This is a genomic window from Halopiger aswanensis, assembly GCF_003610195.1.
GTDB lineage: Archaea > Halobacteriota > Halobacteria > Halobacteriales > Natrialbaceae > Halopiger > Halopiger aswanensis.
In genome coordinates, this window is record NZ_RAPO01000004.1 from 306,207 (window position 1) to 325,654 (window position 19,448).

The following is a 19,448-nucleotide window of genomic DNA, read 5'->3' on the forward strand; positions in this document are numbered from 1 at the left end:
GCGAGATCGCGGTTCGGTCTCATCGCTGCAACGGTTTATTCGAGCTATAGTAAACCGCCCCGCCGATAGAGCGCTACTCGAGGCACGCCCCGCGGTTGCGGGTGTTCCGGAATTCGGACAGTCACCGCCGCACGCGGCCGTGTGGCGGCTACGCAACGCGACAACGATACCGACAACGTCGACAGCATACCCATGACCACGACACTCACCGATACGGAGAACCAATCGGACGACGGAAAGCGCGACCAAGACCCACAGGACCCGACGTCCGGCGGAACGACGTTCGAACACATCTCGAAGTCGGCGCCGAAGAACGCGACGATCTGTATCGTCGGCCTCGGCTACGTCGGCCTCCCGCTCGCGGTCGGGTTCGCACAGTCTGACTACCGCGTGATCGGGTACGACGTCGACGACGAGACCGTCGACCGACTGCGAGCGGGCGTCGACACGACCGGCGAACTGTCGGCCGAGGGGATTCGCGACGACAATATCTCGTACACGACCTCCGCGGCCGAAATTAGCGAGGCCGACTACGTCATCATCACCGTTCCGACGCCAGTCGACGACGACGATCGACCGGATCTCACGTACGTCGAGCAAGCCGGCCGAACCGTCGGCTCGCGGATGGATCCCGGAACAACGGTGATCCTCGAGTCGACCGTCTACCCCGGGACGACCCGCGAGGTCCTCGTGCCGGCGCTCGAGGAGGCGTCCGAGCTGACCGCAGGCGAGGACTTCTTCGTCGGTTATTCGCCCGAACGCGCGACCCCGGGCGATCCTGACCACGGCCTCGCGGACGTCGTCAAGGTCGTCAGCGGCCAGAACGAGAAGGTCCTCGAGGACGTGGCGACGCTGTACGAGTCGGTCGTCGACGCGGGTGTCCACCGCGCGCCGTCGATCGAGGTCGCCGAAGCCTGCAAGGTCGTCGAGAACGCGCAGCGGGACCTCAACATCGCGTTCGTCAACGAACTCTCGATGGTCTTCGAGCGGCTGGACGTCGACACGCAGGCCGTCCTCGAGGCCGCGGGCACGAAGTGGAACTTCCACGATTACCGCCCGGGGCTGGTCGGCGGCCACTGCATTCCGGTGGATCCGTACTTCCTCGCGCACCGATCGGCCCGAGAAGGGTTCGATCCCGAACTCGTGCACACGGGCCGGAAGGTCAACGAGTCGGTTCCGGACCACGTCGCGGAGCTGACGATCAAGGCGTTGAACGAGTGCCACAAGACGCTGCGCGAGAGCCGCGTCCTCGTCCTGGGGCTCTCGTACAAACCGGGCGTCGGAGACATCCGCAGCTCGAAGGTCGCCGACGTCGTCGACGCGCTCGCGGAGTACGACGTCGACATCGAGGGCTTCGACCCGTTCGCGGACGACGACGCGGTTCGAGAGGCGTTCGACCTCGAGGTTCAGGAGACGCTCTCCTTCGAGGGCGTCGACGCAATCGTGCTCGCCACGCCGCACGCGGAGTTCGAGCAACTGGACCTCGAGGCCGTCGCCGACGAACTCGCGGAGCGCCCCGCACTGGTCGACGTGACGGGGACGCTCGAGAAGGACGCGGCCGTCGAGGCCGGCTTCGTCTATCGGAGGTTGTGAGCCGATGCAAGTGCCGATACCGCCGACGGCGATGCGGACGCCGACCGGCGACTCGCGACGCTCCCTCGCCGCCACCAGCGACCGCGGAGGTGACGCGCGATGCGCGTGATGATTACGATCCAGCATCCCGGCCACGTCCACTTCTTTCGGCACCCGATCGCCGAACTCCGGGAGCGCGGCCACGAGGTCCACGTCTTCGCTCGCGAGAACGACGTGGCGATCGAACTCCTCGAGGCGTACGACATCGACCACGAGGTGCTGGCCGGCGAATCGGGATCGCTGGTCTCGCTGGCCGCGGTGCAGGCGACCTACGAGACGCGGCTGCTTCGACGGGCCCGCCGGATCGACCCGGACGTGATCACCGCGATCGGCGGCGTCGCCGCCGCCCACGTGTCCTCGGTGTTGCGGACGAAGAGCCTCGTCTTCTACGACACCGAGCACGCGACGCTCATCACGAAGCTGGGCTACCCGTTCGCGGACGTGATCTGTACGCCCTCGTGCTACCGGGAGGAGATCGGCGCGAAGCAGGTGACCTACCCGGGCTACCACGAACTCGCCTACCTCCACCCCGACCGGTTCGAACCCGATCCGGCCGTCCTCGAGTCGGTCGGCCTCGAGTCCGAGGAGTCGTTCGCCGTCGTTCGACTCAGCAGTTGGGAGGCGTCCCACGACGTCGGCCACGGCGGCTTCGACGAGCCGCGCGAGATCGTCGACCGACTCGAGGACGCCGGCCTGACGGTGCTGCTCTCGGCCGAGGGCGAGCCGCCGGCCGACCTCGAGGCCTACCGGTTCTCGACGGCGCCCGAGCGGATGCACGACCTGCTCGCGTTCGCCGACGTGGTACTGAGCGAGGGCGCGACGACCGCGGCGGAAGCGGCCGTCCTCGGTACGCCGGCGGTCTACGTGAACCCGCTCTCGCTCGGGTACACTCGGGAACTCGACGCGGAGTACGGACTCCTGTTCGAGTACAACGGCGAGAACCGCCACGTCCGCGGGCTCGAACGGGCCGTCTCGACCGTCGAACGGCCGGCCGAGGAGTGGGCGGATCGCCGCGAGCGATTGCTGGACGACCGCGTCGACGTGACGAACGTCGTCGTCCGACAACTCGAATCGCTCGCACGGCCGCGAGCGACGACCGAATCGACCCCGGCGACGAACGCGGGGTGATCCGGACGGTGACGACGACGCTGAAGGTACTGCAGTTGGTCACGTCGCCGCGGCCGTTCTTCGATCAGCAGATCGCCGCGCTCGAGGACCGCGGCGTCGACTGCACGGTCCTCTCAGTCCCCGGCGCACACGAGGGCGACTCCTCGCGATCGCCGACGGCGTACGCGCGGTACTACGCCGAGGTTCTTTCCGAGCTCCGGTCGACCGAGTACGATTTGGTGCACGCCAACTACGGGCTCGTCGCGCCGGTCGCGCTCGCACAACCGATCCGCCCGGTCGTCACGACCCTGTGGGGGACGGATCTGATGAGCGACCGCGGCTGGCTCCGGTCGATAAGCCGGCTAAGCGCGCGCCGCGCGGACGCCGCGATCGTGCCGAGTCCGGCCATGTCCCGGGAACTCGAGGCCGACCACGAGCTGATCCCGTTCGGCGTCGACACCGACCTGTTCCGGCCGATCCCGCGCGAAGCGGCCCGCGAGCGCGTCGGCTGGGAGACCGATCGCCCGGTCGCGCTGTTCCCGTACGATCGGACGCGATCGGTGAAGGACTTCCCGCGGGCGCGCCGACTCGTCGAGCGAGCGGACGCGGACCTCGAGTTGCGCACGGTCTCCGGCGTCGACCACGAGGAGATACCCTACTACATGAACGCCAGCGACGTGCTGCTGGTTACCTCGAGCCGGGAGAGCGGCCCGATGGTCGTCAAAGAGGCCGCAGCGTGCAACCTGCCGGTCGTCTCGACCGACGTCGGCTTCGTCCGCGAGACCCTCGAGGGGGTGGCCAACTGCGTCGTCAGCGACGCCGACTCCGAACTGGTCGACGGCCTCGAGCGAATCGCCACGGACGGCTCCCGTGCGAACGGTCGCGAAACGATCGACGATCTCGGCGTCGACGCCCTCGGAGATCGGCTTCTCGACGTCTACCGTCGGGCGATCGGTCGTCGCGGCGTCGACGATCGGAAAGCGGGGGTGAGCTATGGCGTATAGCAGACTGTCGGACCTGCGGCCGTTCCGTCTCGACACGGTCGCGGCGATCGGCGGGCTCGCGATCGCGTTGGCGCTACTTCCGCTTCGCCTGTTCGCGTCGCAGGTTTACCTCGACACGGTGCCGATCGTCCTCGGCACTGCGTGTGCGTTGTATCTCGTCTCGCTGTACCAGGAAGACGACGCGCGAACGTTGCCGACGTTGCCGTCGGGCGTGACGATGGCGCTGCCGAGCGTCGTGCTCGTCGGACTCGCGGCGCTCGTGGCGCTCGTGGTCGTCCAGGGGACGCGAACGCCGGTCTTTTTCGGCGCGGCGAGCGTCGTCGGGACGCTGCTGGTCGGCCAGATCCTCTTCGCGAGCGATCGCGATCTCCATCCGGGACTGCTGGTTCTCCAGATCGTCCTGTTCGCGGTCGTCTTCCGGTTTACCGCGCTGTACGCCACGCCGGGATTCGTCGGGATCGACATCTGGACGCACGCGGAGCTCACGCGCTCGATTCTCGCCGAACAGTCCCTCAGCGGTATCGCCGACGACAAACACTACGCCGCGCCGTTCTACCACCTGCTGGTCGCGGCGTCGGCGCTGCTGTACGACGTGCCGGTCAAACTCGCGATCTACCTCTCCGTCGGGCTCGTGATGCCGCTGTCGATCCTGTTGGTCTACGCGGCCACGAACCTGCTCGCCGAGGCGCGGTGGGCGACGCTCGCGACGGCGTTCTACGCGTTCGCCAGCCACGTCTCCATGTGGGGAATCCACCTCATTCCGACGAGTCTGGGGCTGCTTTTCTTCCTCGGCATGCTGTACGCGCTGATCCGCGTGATGCGCATCGAGTACACGATGCGCGACTTCGCCCTCCTGCTGGTGCTGAGCATCGCCGTCGTTCTCACACACCAGGTGTCGACGTTCATCATGCTCGTGTTGTTGCTGGCGGCGTTCGTCGCACAACTCGTGTTCGTCGTCGGCCCGCTCGGGCTCACGCGAGTCGACGCGAGCGTCTTCCGGGCGAAGAAACCGGTCAACCTCGTCGGGCTCGTCGTCTTCAACTTCGGGCTGACGATCTTCGCCTGGTCGCTGACGCCCTACCGGCAGGACTCGTTCCTCGAAACCGTCCTGAGTTACTTCACGCAGACGCTCGAGGAGAGCGCCGGCTTCCTCAACATCGCCAGCGGGTCGACGGGCGAGGAGACCGATGCCGCGGCGACGACCTCGACGACGCTGCTCGATCAGGTCGTCCCCTACGTGGACACACTCGGGTTCCTGCTCCTGCTGGGTGCGACGTTCGTCGGCTGTCTGTACGTCGTCCACAGACGCCGCGCGGAGCAATCGGTGTTCACGCTGTTGCTCGCCTCCGCGTTCATGCTCGTGTTCGTCCTCGGGTTCCCGATGTTCGGCATCCACAACTTCATCCCGACACGCTGGTTCGCGTTCCTCTACGCGCCGATGGCGGTGCTGGGGGCGATCGGACTCCGAACCTTCAGCGAGAAACTGAACCCCACGATCGTCGTCTCGGTCCTGCTGCTGTTCGTCCTCGTCTATCCGGGAGCGATGCTGCTCGCCCCCGAGAGCAACATCGACAACCCGGTCTTCCCGGGTCAACACGAACGGCTCGCGTACGACGAGTCCGAACTCGCGGCGGCCGAATCGATCGCCGAACTGACCGGCTCGCCCGACGGGAGCGAGATCCGGCCCGACCAGCGGCTCTACACGGATCACCCGTACCAGACGGTGATGAGTCGAACCGGGGCCTATCCGTCGACGACGACCGCGACGGTCCCCGACGGCGGAACCGCGGGCCACGAGTACACGGTCTACCGGTCGGCGCAGTCGGCCGACGACACTGGCGTCTACTTCGTCGGCGAAAACGGCGAGGCCCGCATCCGGCAGATCGATCGAGCGCAACTGTGCCGACCGGATCAGGCGACGGTCTACACGAACGGCGAGGTCACGATGTGTACCCCCTCTCCGGCATCGAACTGACCGATTCTGCGCCGCTCCCGTCTTCCGTCGTCGACCGTTCGAACGGGAACGAGAACGAAAACGAGTCCACATCGATACCCGCGAGCGCGACCGATCGACGTTCGCCTGCGGCGACTCCGTTTCGCGATCCCGTGTTCTGTTCCTGTTCCTCGTGAGCTGTCGTCCCTCGAGTCGCGTTTCGAACGTTCGTGTGGCATCGTCCGGCCGATAGTTTGGCTCGCGCGAGATCGGGGCTGTGACGTCCTTCGCTATGAGCTCGACAGTACGATACGCACCGATTCGAGACGGAGCCGACTACCGCGTCCCGTCTCGTCTTTACGGTCTCGGTGGCGAGACGCGATCGCGGTCAGTAGGACCGAGCCGACCGGGCCGAATCGGAACTGACGTCGGCTCGAGTGCGAGCCGTCGGTAGCCTGCCGGTCACGGCCTACGCGGTGCGCAATTGTATCGAGGAGTAGTATCTCTCGTCCCGCCGTCACGCGCTCGCAAACGAATATACAGCCGCTACGAGCGGCGGCTGTGACAATCCCGAACCGTCGGAGGGTCACGTCGTGCGGGTCGGTTCAGTCCGCACTCGAGTCCGTCGTCGATCAGTGGAGTCGGGAGCGGACGGCCCGCCAGCAGTCGCTGACGATCGGCGCACCGTCGTAGAACCACAGCGCGACGACGCCGACCCCGATCCCGAGTTGGACGACGATCTGCGTCGACAGCCCGTTGCCGAGAAGCTGGTCGGCGTACCGGACGAAGTAGGCGACGAAGTGATCGAGAAAGCTACCGCGATCGTACGCTGGCGGCGTTGCGACGGGCCAGAGGATCACCCGCAACTCCGGCGGCCGCCCCAACCGTACGGGGTTGACGATATCGGCCACGAGGTGAGAGCCGATCGCCGTCGAGAACGCACCCGCGACGGACCGCTCAGCGCCGTAGTGACCCGCCGCAGCGAGGACCGCGAGACAGACGATCGGGACGACGAGGATCGAGTGGCCGATCGCGTACCCGCCCTCGGTGATCTCGAACGTCCAGGCGAGCGGCTTGTCGATCAGGTCCGGAAGCTGCGAGCCGACGGCGACGGCGATCGTTTCGCGGGTCGTCGGCGACCGCCGCAGGACGACGTGTGCCAGCAGCGAATAGAGGACGTACGCGACGACGAGGTGTTCCCACGGCCACATCATGCGCCCTCCATCGGGAGGCGGATGACCCGATAGGCGTTCTCGGCCGCGGGCTCCGACGGCGGCTCACCTTTGTAGAGGAGCAGCGTCACGCGAAGCTCGTCGTCCTGCATCGTCGGGGCCACGTCGAGGGGTTGTCGATGCGTCTCGCCGGCCGCGACCGTCGCCGTCCGTCTGTCCAGTTCGTCTCGCTCGTGAACGGTGACGTCGTTTCCGTCGCCGTAGCTCACGTCCTCGAGCACGACGACGGTCGTGTACCTTTGCTCTTCGTGTTCTCGGTTCGTGATCGTTGCCACGAGTTCCTGGGGACTGCCGTCGCCGTACGTCGAGTCGTACATCGTTTGCGTGTCGCCGTCGAGGTTCTCGGTCTCGATGGCGAACTCCGTGAACCCGTCGTGCTGGGGTGGGTTGGCGACGGCGAACCCGCCGCTGGCAACCACCAGCACGATCCCGACGGCGATCGCGACGTTGTACGGACGAGTGCTGGACCGATCGTAGAGCGTCGATCGGGCCGTGAAAAACGGGACCGCGGATCGAAGGGACGGCGTGTACCGTTGCTCGGGGGAACACCGGTACCGAGCCCCGATCGCGACGAGTGCAAGCGCGACGGTCAGTATTGAAACCCCGAAGAGTACCGGTTCGACCGTCACACCCCCAGGGGTTGCGGACGCGAAAAGGGTGATCGTCGGAACGAGCGCGACGCTAAAGACGACTGACATCACCGTTCGCTCGATCGACTCGAGACCGCCGCTGACGAGGAGCGGATTTCCGAGGCCGGTTTTCCCTTCATCGAACGCCTGATATTCGTCCTGGGGTTCATCCGGAAAGAGCGCTGAGACGGCTGCATACCCCGGTAGAAAGCAGACTAACGGTATCGCAAGTAGCAATCGTACGATTCCATCGATGCCGAAAATAACGCCGAACGTCACGCTGCCTGCGGCGGCGATGACGAGTGCCAGATCGAAAAACCACCAATCAGTATCGCTCATCTCGTCGTCGATTGGGTGCCGGTATGGTTTATTATCCCCCCGGTAAGCCCCGCTCATCAGGGGTCGTCTGACACCCGTCTTGCACCGAACTATAATAATCTCGATACTGATTCGGCTTAAGTACGATTCGACGCTCCCAGAACCGTCTCGATAGCCGCCACATACCGAAATATGGAGTAAATCCGCAACAAAAATTCGGAAACTAAGAGTATGAAATAATATTGGGGCGTGATTCTAATATCGTCGGTATTATGCACTGAAGATGCTATATCTGCGGTTTTAAAAAAGAATAAAAGTAATTCACGGGACCCATAAAATCACGTAAAATGGACTATCTTCAGATACACGGTTTCTATACTTTATTACCCACCGTTGGAAAGGGGAATCTGACGCAATGAAATCGAAATATATCAGTCCGGAAGAACAGTGCGAGAAGGACGCAGATGCAGAAGAGGAGTGTCCCCCAGACGCGTCCGCAGTTCCGAAGGACGAACTCTTTCATCTACTGCAAAACGAGCGGAGACGGTTGGTGCTGCGCTATCTCCGCGGGACCGAAGGGCCCGTACGCATGCGCGATGTCGCGGAACAGGTCGCGGCCTGGGAACACGATACGACCGTCGAACAGCTCACGTCGAAACAACGCCAGCGCGTCTACATTCCGCTATATCAGTCTCATCTCACGAAACTCGACGAAGCCGGCGTGATCGACTACCAGAAGGATCGTGGCATCGTCGAACGAAAACCGCTCGCCGACCAAGTCGACGCGTATCTCGACGTCAACCCGACCGTCGAATCGACGGACGAGGCGGACGCGGAGAGCGATACCACGAACTGGGTCGACCATTACATCGTCGCGACGACGCTCTGTTACGCGGCCCTGTTCGGTACAGTGATGGAACTACCGTTCATTTCGCTTCTCTCGGGAATCGGCCTCAGCGCGCTGATCCTATTCCTCTTTACGGTACTCACGATTACCCGCCTTCTTAACTGAGGCCCCCGAGCGCGTACCCGACTCGCGTCTTACGAATCAGAACCGGATCAGACGACGGACAGCGTGCCGAGCGTCATCATGAGCACGGTCACCATCGATACTGAGACGAGCAGGAACACCACAAGCAGAACGATGGCGGAAATCGTCCCGAGTCCGGCCTGCGAAAACGGTCCCGTCTCGTCCGTTTGCGACGCCGACCGCTCCACGATCCCCTGCGCGTCGTCGAATTCGATTTCGCCGGCGGCGTCGAGGGCCGGGAGTCGCGTTCGATGCAGGCGCTCGTGAACGGCAGCCCACGTGTCGATCGGCGGTTGCGCGGGTTCGATCAACCGATCGGCGATCTCGTCGACGGTGACGGGCAATTGCATCTCATCGATAACGGTGAGGAGCGCAGCGTCCGTATCGGGGAGGAACTCGTCGACCTGATCGTCGGGATCAGGATCTCCCACTGCAAAATCGTCTCCCGGATCGAAAGAAATCGGCACTTCAGGTCTCGACCTAGCCTCGCTATCGTCGGAACACTCCTCGGGCGGAGTGTCCGACGAAGAGCGGAACCAAGACGGCGTCAGACGCATATTCCGTGGTAGCTCATCTTTGCATATAAGTATTTTCACGGTTTTTTCTCCCGATCGGAATAAATGGTCATAGGGACGGTACCACCGCTAATTCGACAATTCACAACCGATAAAAAGGATGATACTATCGGTTCTGTTCGCGTGATTAGTTACGCAGTAACAAGTTCTTCCGCGCGAAGCCAGCCGAGCACGTGCGCGTCGGGCCCGTCCCAGGATTCCAACCACCGCCGAAGATCGACGATTCTGAGTTTGTGGCGGGGCGGCAACGGAGAAACGTGCTCGAGGTCTGCAAACAGACGCTGATCGAAGTCGTACCGATCGAACAGCGTCTCTCGATCCGGCCACGGTGGTTCGAACGCGGTTAGAAACGGCGTTTTGCGGCGAACGAACCCTTCGACTTCGTTGAGCAGCGTGCTATCGTGCGGTCGATCCGGCGGTCGGTGTCGCAAGATATCGTCGTCGAGTCGCTTACACGCTCGAAGGAAGGTTTCCGTCGTCCGGTGTTCGGGCGGCGCTCGGAGGTGCCACTCGAGCAGTTCGCGATCCGTCGCCAGAAACGACGTAACGAACTGGTCCGAGAGGTGGTTGTGGAACGGGATCGACGGCTGGTTCGCGATCCCGCAACACGCCAGCGCGTTCTGTACGCCGTCCGCCCGCGCCCGTCTCGCGTCGAACTCGTCGGCGATCGCGTCCCTGACGAACGATTCCGGATCGACGTCGAACGTCGTCCGCTCGATCAACTCGAGGCTCGCCTCGCGGCTGTAGCCGAACTTCTCGAGGAGGGTCTCGACCGGATTCGGATCGGGATCGAGATGGCTAACGGGGACGCGTTTCCCGAGGACGTCGACGGTCTCGCTCGCCGTGAAGTGACCGCGGAAGAACGTATCGCAGAGGAGACCGTGGTACATCGTGTCGACGTCGATCTCGTCCGTGTAGCCGGCGTGGTGGATGTGCAGCGACTCCTTGATCCCCTGCGAGTAGCGGAGCTTCGACTCGTCCGGGCGGAGGTACCGCTCGTCCGGCGGAAACGCAGTGTGGTCGGAGTCGTACTGCGCCGCGACTCGTTTCGCGCCGGCCACCTCCTGCGCGTCGGGCGAGCCCACGGTGTAACTGTGCTCGATGTCGTCGATCCGCGAGAGGATGATCCGCGAGTCGTACCCCGCCGAGAGCAGGACCCCCTTCCGGCCGGGGAGCGTCGCTCGTCGCCGGAGCGCCCGTTCGAGCCGGCCAGCTAGTTCGTCGACGTAGTCGAATCCCTCGTACGCGGGTCGGTAAACGAACCGGTCGAGCGAGTCGACCTCGTCCGCCGCGAGTCGGCTGTCGATCGGCAGCCGACGCAGTTGTTCGACGGCCGTTTTCTCGCCGAGGATGACGCCGAGGTGCAGGTACTCGAGGATCCCGTTCCGATCGGGCGTCGGATCGGTGATCGTGCGTCCGACCGCGGCGGCGTCGGTGCCGAAGATCCGAACGCCGGGGTCGTCGGTGTAAAAACACTCCCGCGATCGAACCGGATCCGTCGCGACGAACGCTTCCGCTGTCGACTCACAGTCGATGACGGCGAGGTACGAGCCGTTGAGGGCCCGCAGCGCGTCGCGGCCCGCGGCGGCGTACCGCTCGAGGAGCCAGCGGGCCGCGTTGGACGCGTCGGCGTCGTCGGGGACGTACGCTTCGCCCCAGACGACGCAGCAGCCGCCGTCGCCGCTGTACCGAGCGCTCCATCCCGGGGTTCCGAGGTCCGAATCCCTGATCCCGACCGTCAGCTGCGGCCCGGAACAGACCGCATCGAACTCGTCGCTCGATCTGAATCGTTCGAACCGCTCTCGATCGCCGAATACGCCGAAGAGTTCCCTGTTCATCGTCATCGTTATCGTCTCCGATCGCTCCACAAACGGATCGGCGTCCGATCGTTCGGCCGTCGGTCGTCCTTTGCGGTCGACCCTGTTCGCGCAGTCGGACGCCTCACTGCCACAGCGTCCGACCCTCCGTTCAATAACTATGGCATTGTTAAGTCCCGAACCGCACGCTTCGGGGCGATTCGGAAGACGGCCGATTCGGCGTCGTCGCCGCCTATCGGCTCCATAATAATGGGGTCGCTGTCGGTAGCATCGGGTCGCCTATGTCACAGCAACGTTCGACGACGCGTCGACGCGTCCTCGCACTCGCCAGTGCGACCGGACTCGCCGGCGTCGCGGGCTGTGCGGATCGACTCAGCTCCGTTACCGACCGCGCCGCCGACAACAACGAGAGCGGCAACGAAACGGCGACCGACGCCGAGGTCGAAGCGGGGTCGGGCCCGGCGGCGCTCGCGGACGGCGTCCCGCCGCTCGAGACCGAGTACGACAGCCGCGAGCAGTACGGCCAGCCCGGCGAGTCGCTGGACGACTTCAGCGACCTCGAGCAGTGGGAGATCGTCCAGGGGTCGGGCGAGGCGGACGCGGACGTCGTCTTCGACGGCGAGCAGAGCCTCCACCTCCGATCCGACGGTGAGGAGAACATCGTCGCCCGGCGCAGTCTCGAGGGCGAGGACCTGACGGAGACGGATCTCTCCTTTGCGGTTCGGACGACCACGCCGCAGAATCTCACGATCAACCTGCGGATCGTCGACCAGTTCGGAAGCGCGCGGGTGTACTCGCTGCGCGAGGTCACGTACCGCGCGCCCGACGTCGGCTGGTTCCGATCGTCTCCGGGCGTCTTCGAGGAGGACGAGTACGCACCCGCGATGGACCACCTCGACCGACTCGAGGTGCAGGTGCTGCACACGATGGACGAGGCCGAGGTCTGGATCGACGACCTGCGGACCCACGACAAGCCCGATCAGGGGTACGTCATGCTCGTCTGGGACGACGGCATGCGCGACTACTACGAGACGGCCGCACCGCTGCACGACGAGTTCGGCTTCCGGACCGTTCAGGCGCCGATTCCGCGGTGGACCGAGCAGGGCCGCGACGGCGTCATGTCCGTCTCGGAACTGCTGGAGCGCCAGGACGAGGGCGACCAGATCGTCGTCCACGGCACGCACGAACCGATCCACGAGTACGACGACGAAGGGGCGGTCGAAACGCGGCTCCGGCAGGACAAGCGCTGGTACATCGACAACGGGTTCGAGGGGGCGAACTACATCGTCTTCCCGCACAACAGCTTCGACCGGACGAGCCTCGAGTACGCGACCGACTACCACTACGGCGGCGGCTTCAATCAGGCCGGAAACGTCAATACGACGGGCGTCCGCGGCTTCGATCCGATGGTGCTCCCGCGGACGATCGCCCACGACTTCGAGATCTCCAAGCGGTGCGTGGATCTCGCCGCGGCGCACAATCAGTGTACCATCCTGAACTTCCACGCGTTCGACGCGGACAACACGCTGTCCGCGGACGAATACGAGGCGCTGCTCGAGCACATCGACGACGCCGATATCGAGGTCATCACTTTCGACGACCTCTGGGAACTGCGCACGGCGCAGCACTACTGATACCGATCCGGCTCCGTTTTACTTGCGATCCCTCGAAGTCTGCGGCTCGTGTCTAGCCGATCCGCTACCGATCGACGGTAGTACCGATCACCGCTCACCATCATCCGCCGCAGGGAGCGTAAACGAGAACGTCGTCCCCTCACTGGGTTCCGAATCGACCCGAATCTCGCCGCCGTGACGCTCGACGATGCGCTTGACCAGCGCCAGCCCGATGCCCGTCCCGCCGCCTTCCTCGGGCGTGTGGAGGCTCTGAAACACCTCGAAGATTCTGTCGACGTCGCCGGACTCGATCCCGACCCCCTCGTCGCTCACCGAGAGCACCCACTCGTCGCCGGATCGCTCCGCCTCGATACGCACTCGCGGCGGCTCGTCGCCGCTGTATTCTACGGCGTTGTCCAGCAAATTCTGGAACACCTGTCTGAGTTGGTCCGAATCGCCCTCGACCCGCGGCAGCGACTCGGCGGTGATCTCGGCGTCGTGCTCCCGAATTTTCACCTGCAGGTCGTCGCGGACGTCCGCGAGCACGGCGTCCAGTTCGACCGGCTCGAGCGGATCGCCCCGCGTCTCGACCCGCGAGTACTCGAGCAGGCCGTCGATCATGTCGCGCATGCGTTCGGCGCCGTCGACCGCGTAGTCGAGGAACTCCTGCCCGTCCGCGTCGAGGTCGTCGCCGTACCGCCGCTCGATGAGTTGGAGGTAGCTCGAGACCATCCGCAGGGGCTCCTGCAGATCGTGGGAGGCGGCGTAGGCGAACTGCTCTAAGCGTTCGTTCGACTCCTCGATCCGTCGCTGGTACGCTTTGCGCTCGGAGATGTCGCGGAGAACGCCGGTGAAGTACCGCTCGCCGCGATACCGGATTTCGCTGAACGAGACGGCCAGCGGGATCTCCGTCCCGTCGGCCCGCAATCCCGGCAGTTCGAGGTACTCCCAATCGAGCGTTTGATCGCCGGTCTCGAGGTACCGCGAGATCGCGGCGTGGTGCTTTTCGCGATACTCCTCCGGCATCAGCCGGGTCAGCGGTTCCCCGATGAGGTCGCCCCGACCGTATCCGAACACGTCTTCGACCGCCGGATTCACCGATCTGATGGTGCTGGTTTCGTCGATGGTGACGATCACGTCGTTGATCGCCTCCATGATCGCCCGATATCGCTCCCCGAGCTCGGAGAGATCCTCCTCGATGAGCACGACTCGATCGAGTTCTCCGTCGTCGGTTTCGATCGGGGCAGCGTCGACCGAGAGCCACTTCCGCTGACCGTCGGGGTGTTCGATCTGTGCCGTCCAATCGTAGAGCGGCTCGCCCGTCTCTCGAACCAGCGCGAACGGGCGTTCTTCGAAGGGGACGAGGGACCCCTCCTCGTCGTAGTACGTTCTGCTATCGGCGTCGGGTTGCTCCGCGTTCGCGGGGCGGCCGTGGAGGACCGCCGCTCGCTCGTTCATCCGCTGGACGTCCCCGTCCGCGGACAGAACGGAAATGCCGACGGGCGCGGCCTCCATCATTTCTCCGAGCAGTTGGCGCTCTCGGTCGAGTTCGTCCTCGGCCTGGCGTCGCGATACCAGGCCGCCGAGATCGGCGGTGGCGGCGGAAACGACTTCCACCAGCCGGTCGTCCATCTCCCGTCGCTCGGTCATGTAGAACTCCAAGATTACGGCTACGTCCCCGTCGGCGAGCACCGGGACGCCGAGCCCCGCTTTCACCCCCATCTCGGCGGCCAGCGCCGTCCGGGGGTAGATCTCTTCGGACACTGCGGTAACGTCGGGAAACCAGACGGACTCCGCGGCGTCGAGGACGCGACCCGGAATCCCCTCGCCCGGCTCGAACGCGAACACGGACGACTCGTCCACGAACGGGGCGAAGTCGTCGGACTGTACGTACGAAATAGGCAACTTCTTCGCGACGCCGTCGTCGGTCGGTAGCCAGGCCTGACCCACTTCCCAGTCGGTCCACTGACAGACCTCTTCCAGTACGGCTAACAGGCCCTCCTCGAGCGACGCGGCTTCCGCCAGGGAGTGACTCACCGACACGTGGAGTTGATGTTCCTCCTCGGCGCGTTTTCGATCGGTCATGTCGCGGGTAACCTTCGCGAAGCCCTCCAGGTCCCCGTCGTCGCCCCGAATCGCCGTGATAGTCACGTTCGCCCAGAACCGGGAGCCGTCCGCACGAACGCGCCAGCCTTCGTCCTCGACCGATCCGTTGTCGACTGCGGCAGCGAGGTTCCGCTCGGGGACGCCAGCCGCTCGATCGTCGTCAGTGTAGAACGTGGAGAAATGTCGGCCGACGATTTCGGCGGCAGAATAGCCCTTGATGCGTTCGGCACCGGTATTCCAGCTCACGACGGTCCCCTCCGGATCGAGTCGGAAAATGGCGTATTCTTCGACGGCTTCGACCAACGCACGGAACTGGTAGTCCCGGTCCTCGTTCGTCCGTTCCCGCGTCGACGGATCGGAACTCCCCGGGGAAGCTCGAGGACCGTGACCGTTACCGTTTCCGTTCGTCATTGTATGAGTCACGCTCCGGTACCGGAAAACTCTGCCCATCAGTCGGTTCCGGAACGGGCGGCTCGTCTTCGGCTCAGCACACCGTGCGAACGGTGTCGTTTCGATCCATTCGCGGCAGTGAGCGCGACCGCAAAACGGGGGGAGAAACGAGACGGCGAAAACGGGACAGGGGCGCAAACGGGGTGCGACGGAACTGCGCGCAACCGGTGGGGACAGACGCGCTCAGTCCGTCGAGAGCGTGATCGACGCGGTGGTGGTGCGGTCGGCGTCGTCGGTCACCCGCAACACGACGGTGTCCCGGCCGACGTCGCCGGCCGTCACCTGCAGCGTCTCGCCGCGCTCGTCGAACTGGTCGTTTCCGCCGACGTCCCACTCGTAGCAGACGAGTCGCCCCTCGCGGGCGTTCGAGCAGGTCGCGTCGAGCGTGACGGTCTGGCCCGGCTCGAGCGCAACGTCGCCGGCGTTCGCGGGCTCGGTCGTGATCTTCGCGATCGGCGACGCGTCGTCCGCGCCGGCGTCGCCGGCGTTTTCGTCAGTGCCGTCGGCCGCGTTTTCGCCATCGCCGTCGGATTCGTCCCCGGTCCCGTCGGACTCGCCTTCCGCCGGGTCGTCATCGCTCGCGTCGGCGTCCTCGTCCACGTCGGGCTCGTGCTCGTTATCGGGCTCGTCTTCGGGGAACAGGTCGTCGGCGACGAGCTGCTCCGCGATCGTCAGGTGCCACCGAACGCGGGTCTCGAGGTCGACGTCGGTCGAGAGCGTCTCGACGAGGTACGACTCGGCGCCGAGATCGCGGGCCGCCTTGTGGACGAGCAGCCCGTTCGGTTCGGTGTCCGGTCCCGAGAAGGGACCGATCTCGAACGCGAGTTCGGGATCGTCCACGGACGTTCGGTTGACGTACTCGGCGGCCGCGCGGGCGGTTTCGACGGCCTCGGCGCCGTCGGAGTGGAAGATCGCCTGTCCCACGCCGTCGACCGGATCGCCCGCGTAGATCCCGGTCGACTCGTGGAGGTCGACGACGACGTCGGCGTCGTACTCGACGAGCACGTCCCAGATCGCCCGCGCGAGGTCGGTTTCCGGCTCCGAACCTTCGGGGAACTGTCGGTTGAGGTCGCCCCAGTCGTCGCCGCTGCGGGTTCCCTCCTCGACGGCTGCTGCGTTGGCCTCCGGAATCGCGACGAGCGTGCCGGCGTCGATCCGCCAGTCGGCGATGTCGCCCGCGGCCTCGTAGCCGGCAACCTCGTTGCCGTGCATGCCGCCGGTGACGACGACGGTCGGCCCCTCGACCGGCGCCTCCGTGACGTACACCGTCGTCTCGCGGCTCGTCCCCTCCATGATCGAAAACGATTCTCGAGAGAGATCTTCCTCGGCCGTGTCGGCTGCAGCGGTCCCGTCCTCGAGAACGCCGCTGACAGTCGTGGCGCCGACGCCCGCGACCGTACAGCCGGTTGCGATGGCCAGTACCGATCGTCGTGACAGTGTCTCGCGCTGCATGCGGTTGTCGGGACGAACGACACGGTGTTTACTATCGCAGCGATAATGACCGCTCGCGATCCATTTCGGCGCTGAAACGGGCAGTTTCGCGTGTGACAACGATTTCGAGGACATCGCCCGCGTCCCGGACGAGTCGTTTCCGAACGAACAACGGTTTTCGAGGCTGCAACTGCGGCGGGACTACCGGACGCCGTGGCGTTCGTAGAACCGGCGAACGCGGTCGTCGGCCAGCAACGGTCCGTGGACCTGAATCGATTTGAGGCCGGGGTAGCTGTTGGCCTCGATGACGGTGAACGAGCCGTCCTCGTCGGTGACGATGACGTCCCAGCCGACGTAGGGGACGAACGAACAGCCGGCCGCGATCTCGAGGAGTCGCTCGCGGATTCGGTGCCAGCCGGGAACCTGGGCGCCGTCGATCGGCACTCCGGTGTCGGGATGGCGAGAGTGCCACTCGACCTCGCCGTCGACCGGCGGTTGTGCGCCGGCGCTGAGGGTCCCGGAGTCGGGATCGATGGCCGCGGAGAGGCCGCCCTGCGTGAAGTTGTCAAGCGGCGCGGAGTCGCTCGTCCCGATCCGGTGGATCGCCGCGGCGATGAACGGCTCGCCGGCCGCCTCGTCGTACATGGTGATAATACGGAGGGTGTTGGGCGTCTCAGGGTACAGCGCGGCCCCGAACGGTCCCTGTTCGACGTACTCGCAGACGAGGTACTCGTCGAGGTTCGAGACCAGCGACCGGAACTCCACCTCGGCGTACTGATCGCCGTTGACCCGGTAGCCGTCTTCGGTGCGCGTACACAGCAGGACGTTGTTCCCGCCGCCTCCGCGGACCCACTTGAGGACCAGTCGCTCCTCGGCCTCGAGCCGTTCGACGACGCGCTGGGCGGCGTTGCGCGTCGTGTGCGGTGCGTCGCGCTCTCGCCGGCCCTCGGTTCGGTCGGACTCAGTTCCGGAAATGGTCCCGGAAACGGCCTCGAGGGCCGGTCCGCCGTCGGCCAGTTCGTGGCGCGCGGCGCTCCCGGCGGCCGGTCCGTCGACTCGGTCGTCGATCGGGTGGTACGTTCCGTCGCGAAGCATGCCGTAGACCGCCATGCGGTGGGCGTCGAACGGCTGCATCACCCGGTGAAAGAGCAGTTTGTTCGACAGCGCGACCGACCACGTCCCGTTGATCCGCTTCGAGCGCACGTACCGCTGATAGTCGCTGACGTAGTCCCGGTACGTCGACTCGTCGAGGTCGTAGACGGCGTCCGACCGGCTCAGGAAGCCGCGACGCCAGAGCCAGCACCGGCGTCGAAGCGATCTCGAGACGGTCGACTCGCGCTCGGTCGCCGCCAGATCCTGTACGCCCCTGATCGTGTGGTAGAGCTGTCGGACGTTCACGACCGTCCCTGCCGGACGGCGGCCCATAGTTATCGATCGATCAAGACCGTTTCAGGATCGTTGCAGGTTCGAGAGAACGGAGCGTGCGGCTGATTTCGCGGCGAACCGGAAGCGAATCGCCGCGCTGCTACTCGGGCGCGGCCGAGCGGAGCCGACTCGAGAGCGCGGTTCCGACCAGCACGCTGGCGCCGACGAGGACGGCGAGCGTCGCGGCGATCGGGACCGGTCGTCGTCGAACGCCGGTAGCGGCGGTCCAGCAGAGCCCGGGGACGTGTCGGGCGGACACCGACGCTCCGCGAAGGTGCCACGCGGCTCGCAGGAGCCGTCCCTCGGCGAGGTACCGCTTTCCGAGGATGAGTCGGTGGGTCGCTCGGATCTCGTAGCCCGCCGCCTCGAAGCGGTCGACCTGCTCCTCGTAGCTCGAGAGGTACCGTTCGCTCGCGGTCTCGATGACGCTCGCCGGCGGGTGGCCGGTCGGCTCGCGGCGGACCAGTTCCTCGTCGACGTAGGCGAGTTTCCCGTGCTCGAGCACGCGCAGGCAGAACTCGGGGTCCTGGAACCGATCGAGCGTCTCGTCGAATCCGCCCGCCTCGTCGGCGACGGCCGTTTCGACGAGCAGCGTGGAACCGGCGCCCGGCTGGACGTTGTCCGCGAGGATTTCGCCGATCAGTTCCTCGCCGCCCTCTCTGGTGGGTTCGTCGTCGGCGCGAGCGAGGACGGACGCGACGGCGGTTCGAAGCGATCCGCTCGTTCCCGAGAGCTCGAACGTCGCGTCGCAGTAGACGCCGACCCACTCGTCCGAGCGCTCCTCGAGGGCGTCGAGTTGGCGCTCGAGTTTCTCGGGGTGCCACTCGTCGTCGGAGTCGAGGAACGCGACGTACTCCCCGTGAGCCCACTCGATCCCCGTATTCCGGGCGGCGTTCGCCCCGCGGTTGGTCTCGTGGACGACCGGCCGAACCCGCGAATCCTCGCGCTCGTAGTCGGAAAGCACCGACTCGGTGTCGTCGGTCGAACCGTCGTCGACGACGATCACCTCGAGGTCGTCGATCGTCTGTGCGAGCGCGCTCTCGATGGCGCGCGGAAGCGTGTCCGCCCTGTTGTACGTCGGAATCACGACGCTGACGCGGGTCATGCTGCGTCGTTTCGAGAACGGGCCGGATTATTATCGCGTGG

General features: G+C 65.3%; 14 protein-coding genes. 6 read left to right on the top strand and 8 right to left on the bottom strand.

Annotation, left to right across the window (positions count from 1 at the left end; genetic code table 11):
- The first annotated feature begins 192 nt into the window (after positions 1-192).
- The 4 genes from ATJ93_RS19295 to ATJ93_RS19310 all read left to right on the top strand — a co-directional run bounded on the left by ATJ93_RS19295 (position 193) and on the right by ATJ93_RS19310 (position 5,718).
- Complete coding sequence (locus ATJ93_RS19295; protein WP_120246286.1) at positions 193-1,593, top strand: nucleotide sugar dehydrogenase; 1,401 nt, start codon at positions 193-195, stop codon at positions 1,591-1,593.
- 99 nt (positions 1,594-1,692) lie between these two features.
- Positions 1,693-2,760: a DUF354 domain-containing protein gene (locus ATJ93_RS19300; RefSeq protein WP_120246287.1), complete on the top strand. Its 1,068-nt coding sequence runs from the start codon at positions 1,693-1,695 to the stop codon at positions 2,758-2,760.
- Between the two features lie 20 nt (positions 2,761-2,780).
- Positions 2,781-3,743, top strand: a complete 963-nt coding sequence (locus ATJ93_RS19305) for a glycosyltransferase family 4 protein (RefSeq protein WP_120246508.1) — start codon at positions 2,781-2,783, stop codon at positions 3,741-3,743.
- Positions 3,733-5,718 (top strand): hypothetical protein, encoded by a 1,986-nt coding sequence (locus ATJ93_RS19310; RefSeq protein ID WP_120246288.1) that lies wholly within the window; start codon positions 3,733-3,735, stop codon positions 5,716-5,718. The genes ATJ93_RS19305 and ATJ93_RS19310 overlap by 11 nt, the downstream gene beginning before the upstream one ends.
- A 590-nt stretch (positions 5,719-6,308) precedes the next feature.
- On the opposite strand, the gene ATJ93_RS19320 is transcribed toward ATJ93_RS19310, so the two are convergent.
- Positions 6,309-6,890: a metal-dependent hydrolase gene (locus ATJ93_RS19320; protein ID WP_245977703.1), complete on the bottom strand. Its 582-nt coding sequence runs from the start codon at positions 6,888-6,890 to the stop codon at positions 6,309-6,311.
- Complete coding sequence (locus tag ATJ93_RS19325; RefSeq protein WP_120246291.1) at positions 6,887-7,876, bottom strand: DUF1616 domain-containing protein; 990 nt, start codon at positions 7,874-7,876, stop codon at positions 6,887-6,889. Before ATJ93_RS19325 ends, ATJ93_RS19320 begins: the two co-directional genes overlap by 4 nt.
- Positions 7,877-8,270: 394 nt before the next feature.
- On the opposite strand from ATJ93_RS19325, the gene ATJ93_RS19330 reads away from it, so the two are divergent.
- Entirely contained in the window at positions 8,271-8,867 is a 597-nt protein-coding gene (locus ATJ93_RS19330) for a DUF7344 domain-containing protein (RefSeq protein ID WP_120246292.1), read from the top strand.
- 47 nt (positions 8,868-8,914) lie between these two features.
- On the opposite strand, the gene ATJ93_RS19335 is transcribed toward ATJ93_RS19330, so the two are convergent.
- Together ATJ93_RS19335 and ATJ93_RS19340 are read right to left on the bottom strand one after the other, a co-directional pair.
- Positions 8,915-9,316: a hypothetical protein gene (locus ATJ93_RS19335; protein WP_245977704.1), complete on the bottom strand. Its 402-nt coding sequence runs from the start codon at positions 9,314-9,316 to the stop codon at positions 8,915-8,917.
- A gap of 275 nt (positions 9,317-9,591) precedes the next feature.
- Complete coding sequence (locus ATJ93_RS19340; RefSeq protein WP_120246509.1) at positions 9,592-11,298, bottom strand: asparagine synthase-related protein; 1,707 nt, start codon at positions 11,296-11,298, stop codon at positions 9,592-9,594.
- A gap of 260 nt (positions 11,299-11,558) precedes the next feature.
- On the opposite strand from ATJ93_RS19340, the gene ATJ93_RS19345 reads away from it, so the two are divergent.
- Positions 11,559-12,911 carry a polysaccharide deacetylase family protein gene (locus tag ATJ93_RS19345; RefSeq protein WP_120246294.1) on the top strand — a complete coding sequence of 451 codons (1,353 nt, stop codon included), beginning with the start codon at positions 11,559-11,561 and terminating at the stop codon, positions 12,909-12,911.
- Between the two features lie 87 nt (positions 12,912-12,998).
- Here the strand turns inward: ATJ93_RS19345 and ATJ93_RS19350 are convergent, their stop codons facing one another.
- The 4 genes from ATJ93_RS19350 to ATJ93_RS19365 form a co-directional block, all read right to left on the bottom strand.
- Positions 12,999-15,407, bottom strand: a complete 2,409-nt coding sequence (locus ATJ93_RS19350) for a PAS domain S-box protein (protein ID WP_245977706.1) — start codon at positions 15,405-15,407, stop codon at positions 12,999-13,001.
- A gap of 222 nt (positions 15,408-15,629) precedes the next feature.
- Entirely contained in the window at positions 15,630-16,898 is a 1,269-nt protein-coding gene (locus ATJ93_RS19355) for a succinylglutamate desuccinylase/aspartoacylase family protein (RefSeq protein ID WP_120246296.1), read from the bottom strand.
- A gap of 180 nt (positions 16,899-17,078) precedes the next feature.
- Positions 17,079-18,275, bottom strand: a complete 1,197-nt coding sequence (locus tag ATJ93_RS19360; protein WP_120246510.1) for a sugar-transfer associated ATP-grasp domain-containing protein — start codon at positions 18,273-18,275, stop codon at positions 17,079-17,081.
- A gap of 127 nt (positions 18,276-18,402) precedes the next feature.
- The gene (locus ATJ93_RS19365; protein WP_120246297.1) at positions 18,403-19,407 is read right to left on the bottom strand and encodes a glycosyltransferase family 2 protein; all 1,005 of its coding nucleotides are present in this window, start codon (positions 19,405-19,407) and stop codon (positions 18,403-18,405) included.
- Between the last annotated feature and the right edge of the window lie 41 nt (positions 19,408-19,448).

Bases quoted from the DNA above. Each gene is read 5' to 3' on its own strand.
- ATJ93_RS19295 (WP_120246286.1), top strand. From the start codon at position 193: ATGACCACGACACTCACCGATACGGAGAACCAATCGGACGACGGAAAG.
- ATJ93_RS19300 (WP_120246287.1), top strand. From the start codon at position 1,693: ATGCGCGTGATGATTACGATCCAGCATCCCGGCCACGTCCACTTCTTT.
- ATJ93_RS19310 (WP_120246288.1), top strand. From the start codon at position 3,733: ATGGCGTATAGCAGACTGTCGGACCTGCGGCCGTTCCGTCTCGACACG.
- ATJ93_RS19320 (WP_245977703.1), bottom strand. From the start codon at position 6,890: ATGATGTGGCCGTGGGAACACCTCGTCGTCGCGTACGTCCTCTATTCG.
- ATJ93_RS19325 (WP_120246291.1), bottom strand. From the start codon at position 7,876: ATGAGCGATACTGATTGGTGGTTTTTCGATCTGGCACTCGTCATCGCC.
- ATJ93_RS19330 (WP_120246292.1), top strand. From the start codon at position 8,271: ATGAAATCGAAATATATCAGTCCGGAAGAACAGTGCGAGAAGGACGCA.
- ATJ93_RS19340 (WP_120246509.1), bottom strand. From the start codon at position 11,298: ATGAACAGGGAACTCTTCGGCGTATTCGGCGATCGAGAGCGGTTCGAA.
- ATJ93_RS19345 (WP_120246294.1), top strand. From the start codon at position 11,559: ATGTCACAGCAACGTTCGACGACGCGTCGACGCGTCCTCGCACTCGCC.
- ATJ93_RS19350 (WP_245977706.1), bottom strand. From the start codon at position 15,407: ATGACGAACGGAAACGGTAACGGTCACGGTCCTCGAGCTTCCCCGGGG.
- ATJ93_RS19355 (WP_120246296.1), bottom strand. From the start codon at position 16,898: ATGCAGCGCGAGACACTGTCACGACGATCGGTACTGGCCATCGCAACC.
- ATJ93_RS19365 (WP_120246297.1), bottom strand. From the start codon at position 19,407: ATGACCCGCGTCAGCGTCGTGATTCCGACGTACAACAGGGCGGACACG.